The sequence below is a fragment of the Micromonospora sp. NPDC023814 genome, from assembly GCF_040639595.1.
GTDB lineage: Bacteria > Actinomycetota > Actinomycetes > Mycobacteriales > Micromonosporaceae > Micromonospora.
In genome coordinates, this window is record NZ_JBFAAF010000166.1 from 1 (window position 1) to 4,424 (window position 4,424).

Here is a 4,424-nt window from a genome sequence, read left to right on the forward strand (position 1 = left end):
CGTTGGCGCGCGGGCTCTACTCGATTCCTTGGACATGGAGCGTCGCCGGGAGGGTACGCCTCCCGACGCTCATCCACAGGTTTCGAGCATTGCTCCGCTTGCGCTGCCGAAGCAGCCTGCGGGTCTGGTCGAGCAGCGGACTGAGGGCTGTCTTCTCGGCTGCATGGGCGGCCGACGGTCTCGACCAGCCGCCGGCCGCCCGTGCTCACCCAACGGGCTCGCCGGGTGCTATGCGAATGGGTACGGCGTCAGGTACTCGGGGAGCAGAATCTCGGAGCGTGGCGCGGCCCGGCGCACAGCGGTGAGGAACAGGTCGAGGCGTTCCTTGTCTTTGGGTGTGGTCGTCGGCGGGTTGTGCAGCTCGACCTCGAAGTTGTCCCAGTGCACGGGCACGATGGTGGCCGGGTGGTCCAGGGCGGCGAGCAGGCGTGGCACGTACTCGTGAACGGCGTCGCTGGCTGGCACTGCGATCATGGCCACGTCGGGGGCCAGGCCTGCAAGGTTGTGCTCGACGAAGTCGCTCGCACCCATGAAGAACACCGATGGTCCGCCCCGCGGCGTCACCTGGTAGGCGAGGGTGTCTCCTTCTGGCAGGTCCTGGATCGTTTCTGGCTTGGCCGGCACGGCCACCCGGACGCCGGGGTAGGCCATCGAGTATGAGGCGTTGCGGCTGTGCAGCGACGCGATCACTTGCACTGTGTGGTCGCCGAAGTCGAAGAACTCGCCGCCTTTGACCGGGCTGAGCTGGGATGCGGGCAGGCCGTATGCAGAGCCGAGGTGGTAGGCGGTGAGCGTGCCGAAGACTCTGGCGCCGGACTGGGCGGCAATATGTGGTACGTCGCTGAAGTGGTCCCAGTGTGTGTGCGTCACGAGGATCGTCTGCGGGGTTCCGGGATGCTCGGCGATGCGGGCGGTGTCGATGGTCAGTGCGGTGGCCGGGTTGAACGGCGGCTCGAACAGCCCGGTCTTGAACCTGCTCAGGTACGGGTCGATCAACAGAGTCGTTTCGCCGATGTCGATGCGCCAGCCGGAGGTGCCCAGCCAGCGGAACGTCGCGGCAGATCCCGTGGCGCGTCCACGCGCCGGCGCGGCGGACACGGCGAGGGGCGCGATGACGGGGGTGGCCACGGTGGCCAAAGCGGCGGTGGCGGTGGCGCCCAGGAAGCGGCGGCGGTCGAGGTTCGATGCGCTCATATGAGTTCTCCTCCTTCTGCTGACTAGCGGGTCAGTTCGGCAAGGGCGGCTTTGGTGGCCTCGGCGATCAGCGCGTTGTCGTACTTGGCATCCTTTTCGTCCCGGCTCGACATGATCGCGAGCACGATGGGCGCGCCGTTGGTCGGCCAAATCACGGCGATGTCGTTGCGAGTGCCGTACGAAGCGGCCCCGGTCTTGTCGCCGACCACCCAGCCGGCCGGGACGCCAGCGCGGATGAGTTCGACGCCTGTGGTGTTGCCGCGCAGCCATCGGGTCAGCAGGGCCTGGTCATCGTCGGCGAGCGCGTCGCCGAGCACGTACTTCTGCAGGTCGGTGGCGAAGGCGCGTGGGGTGCTGGTGTCGCGAATGTCGCCGGGGACGGCCTCGTTGAGCATCGGCTCCTCACGCTCGACCTCGGTGACCTGATCGCCGATCGCCCGCAGGTCCTGCTCCAGCTGTTGCGGGCCGCCGAGCGCATCGAAGATCAAGTTGGCGGCGGTGTTGTCGCCGTACCGGACGATCGCGTCGAGCAGGTCGCGGAGCGTCATGCCATTCTGCACGTGCTTCTCGGTGATCGGCGAGTACGGCACGAGATTGGACCTGGTGTAGGAGATCCTGCGGTCGAGCTGCTCGGGGGTGGTTCTTGCCAGCAGCGCGCCGGCGGCCAGCGCCTTGAACGTCGATGCGTAGGCGAACCGCTCGTCGGCCCGGTGCTCGATCGAACGCCCGGTGCCGGTGTCGATGACGTAGATCCCGAGCCGGGCGCCGAACTGCCTCTCAAGCCGGATGAACTCGGCGGCGGCAGCTGTCGGTGGTCCAGCCGAGGCGGTGACCTCGGCCGAGGGGGCGGCAGCAGGCTCGCCTGCTTGGCAGGCGCTGACCAGGCCGAACGCGAGCCCGACGGCCAGAGCCGCAGCGAGGCGCCGGGCGGCGCGGCGTGTGGGGCTGAACTTCATCATGGCTTCCGTTCGTCGATCGGACGGCCGCGCCGGTCGGGCGGCCGCTGGCGAACAGGAGCCTCACATCTGGCAGGCGATGCCGTCTAAGACAGCGATGTGAGAATCAATGCTGATTTGGCATAGGCTCTGTCGCCATGGACGTAGTCGCGGCTTGTAAGGCATTTGTAGCCGTCTGTGGATACGGCAGTTTCACCGACGGGGCCGCTGCGGCACGGATTCCGCAGTCCGTGGCCAGCAGACGGGTCGCCGCACTGGAAGCGCACTTCGGATCCCGGCTGTTCGAGCGATCATCGCGCAACGTCGTCCTGACACCGTTCGGCCAGGACATGCTGCCCTCGGCCCGGCGGCTGGTCGAACTCGCGGAGGCGATGGAGCACGACGCCGAACGCGCCAAGCTGCGTCCCTTCCGGATGGCGGTGCCCACGATCTGCCTCCCGCGGCTGCTCGCCCGCCTCATCACCGATGCCAGACGTCACGACCTGAACCTCGACCTGCACCCCGCCGAGCCGGGCGAGCGCGCGGAACTCGCCCGCACCCTCGCTGTCCGGGCTGCCCTGGTCGCGGTTCCACCCGACGAGGCGGCCTGGCGGGTGCCATTGGGACTGGGCGCCGCCGCTGATCCAGATGTCCCGGCGATCTACGTGGAGACATTGCGAGCTGGCCGGGCCGAGCGCCAGGCGCGCCGTCGACGGATCTGGATCCAGCCGGAGGACGACGTGCCACACATCCGCGATCGGATCATCCGGCTGCGCGACGCCGTCGGCCTCCAGCCGGCGCAGGTGAGGGTGGCGCAGTCGCTGGTCGCCGCCACCGCCGAGGTGCTTGGCTCGACCGACCTGCTGCTCAATTCTCGCTTCCAGGGCGCCGAGCTCGGCCTGCACTGGCGACCGATTGGCGAACTGGAGCTGGTCCGGGCCTATGACGTTACGGCGGGGTCGCGCGAGGACGCGCAGCGGATCCGAACCCTGCTGCCCGGCGCGATCGGGCGATGCATCGGGCTGTCAAGCGACGAAGTTTCGAGTGCCGCGGGGGACCGTCAATGGGAATGACCACGGTGTTGCGCGCGGCCCGCGAGGCGCTGGATGACGGTGGTCTGCGCGGATCATTCCTGGTGCGAGACCTTGATACTGGTGACGAGATCGGGATCGACGCCGACCTGGAGTTCCCGGTCGCCTCGCTCATCAAGATCCCGCTTGCGGTCGCGACGCTCGAACGGATCGCCCGGGACGAGCTCGATCCAGCTACCCAGATCGTCGTGCAACCCGGGCGGATCGCCACGCCCGGACCGACCGGCCTGTCCAAGTTTCGGCACCCAGCCACGGTGGCCCTCGACGACCTGCTCTACCTCAGCACCGCCATCAGCGATGGGACCGCGGCCGACGCCCTGCTCGCCCTGACCCCGCCCGCCGCGGTCACCGCGCAGCTGCGACGGCTCGGTTATGACGGCATCACGGTCCGCCACCTCACCCGGGACCTCACCGAAACGCCAGCGGAGCGATTCGCGCCGTCGGAGACGCATCTGGCCCACTCCCTCGCCATCGCGGCGGCGACACCGGGACAGGGGCAGCCGGTGGCCTCGCTGGACATCAGCCGAGCGAACACCGGATCCGCTCGCGCGCTAGTCGACCTGATGCAAGGGCTGTGGCGACCGACGACGATCAAACCGGCCGTCGCGGCCAGAGTCCGCGAGCTGATGGCCGACAGCGTGCAGCGACACCGGCTGGCGCCCGACTTCGCCTCCGACGCGTCCCGCTGGTCCTCGAAGACCGGAACCCTGCTCAACCTCCGACACGAGGTCGGGGTGGTAGAGCACGCCGACGGGCAGACGTTCGCTGTCGCCGCCCTCACCGAATCCCGAGTGCCGGCCGCTGTCCAGCCGGGCGCCGAAGCGCTCATGGCCCAAGTGGCACGAACGCTGCGAGACCAGCTGCGGTGGCACTGAGCCGTGCCGGTTCACGCGCATCCGCTCGAGCGATGGGTTGAGGGTCAGCCGCCCGGGCAGCGGTTGTCGCCGCCGCTGTGCTCCACGCACTGGGTGACGCGAGGTGCGGCATTGTTGGCGGGTGGCGGCTTCGCCTCGGGTGAGACGGCGAAGCATGCCGCCGAGGGCAGCCCATCGGATCATGGCCTCCGATGTGCTGGGGTGGGTTTCGTAGTCGCGGGCTAGGTGTACTGCCCAGGGACGTTGGTCAACCTGGTGATGGGTGGTAGGCCGCCGGTGGCGGTGTGGGGTCGGTGGTGATTGTAGTGATGCAGGAAGGCCGGTAAGGC

At 68.7% G+C, this 4,424-nt stretch carries 4 protein-coding genes and 1 pseudogene; 2 read left to right on the plus strand and 3 right to left on the minus strand.

Annotated elements, in window-relative coordinates; translation table 11 throughout:
* Window positions 1–228 precede the first annotated feature (228 nt).
* Both AB0G14_RS34780 and bla read right to left on the minus strand, forming a co-directional pair.
* Window positions 229–1,194: an MBL fold metallo-hydrolase gene (locus AB0G14_RS34780; RefSeq protein ID WP_357704890.1), complete on the minus strand. Its 966-nt coding sequence runs from the start codon at window positions 1,192–1,194 to the stop codon at window positions 229–231.
* Window positions 1,195–1,217: 23 nt separating this feature from the next.
* Window positions 1,218–2,153 (minus strand): class A beta-lactamase, encoded by a 936-nt coding sequence (gene bla / locus AB0G14_RS34785; protein ID WP_357704892.1) that lies wholly within the window; start codon window positions 2,151–2,153, stop codon window positions 1,218–1,220.
* Between the two features lie 134 nt (window positions 2,154–2,287).
* Here bla and AB0G14_RS34790 point away from each other — a divergent pair, with 134 nt between their 5' ends.
* Window positions 2,288–3,202, plus strand: a complete 915-nt coding sequence (locus AB0G14_RS34790; RefSeq protein WP_357704894.1) for a LysR family transcriptional regulator — start codon at window positions 2,288–2,290, stop codon at window positions 3,200–3,202.
* Window positions 3,193–4,095: a serine hydrolase gene (locus tag AB0G14_RS34795; RefSeq protein WP_357704896.1), complete on the plus strand. Its 903-nt coding sequence runs from the start codon at window positions 3,193–3,195 to the stop codon at window positions 4,093–4,095. Before AB0G14_RS34790 ends, AB0G14_RS34795 begins: the two co-directional genes overlap by 10 nt.
* Window positions 4,096–4,316: 221 nt before the next feature.
* Here AB0G14_RS34795 and AB0G14_RS34800 read toward each other — a convergent pair.
* A pseudogene (locus AB0G14_RS34800) lies at window positions 4,317–4,424 on the minus strand (IS481 family transposase); the annotation flags it as partial.

Bases quoted from the DNA above. Each gene is read 5' to 3' on its own strand.
- AB0G14_RS34780 (WP_357704890.1), bottom strand. From the start codon at position 1,194: ATGAGCGCATCGAACCTCGACCGCCGCCGCTTCCTGGGCGCCACCGCC.
- bla (WP_357704892.1), bottom strand. From the start codon at position 2,153: ATGATGAAGTTCAGCCCCACACGCCGCGCCGCCCGGCGCCTCGCTGCG.
- AB0G14_RS34790 (WP_357704894.1), top strand. From the start codon at position 2,288: ATGGACGTAGTCGCGGCTTGTAAGGCATTTGTAGCCGTCTGTGGATAC.
- AB0G14_RS34795 (WP_357704896.1), top strand. From the start codon at position 3,193: ATGGGAATGACCACGGTGTTGCGCGCGGCCCGCGAGGCGCTGGATGAC.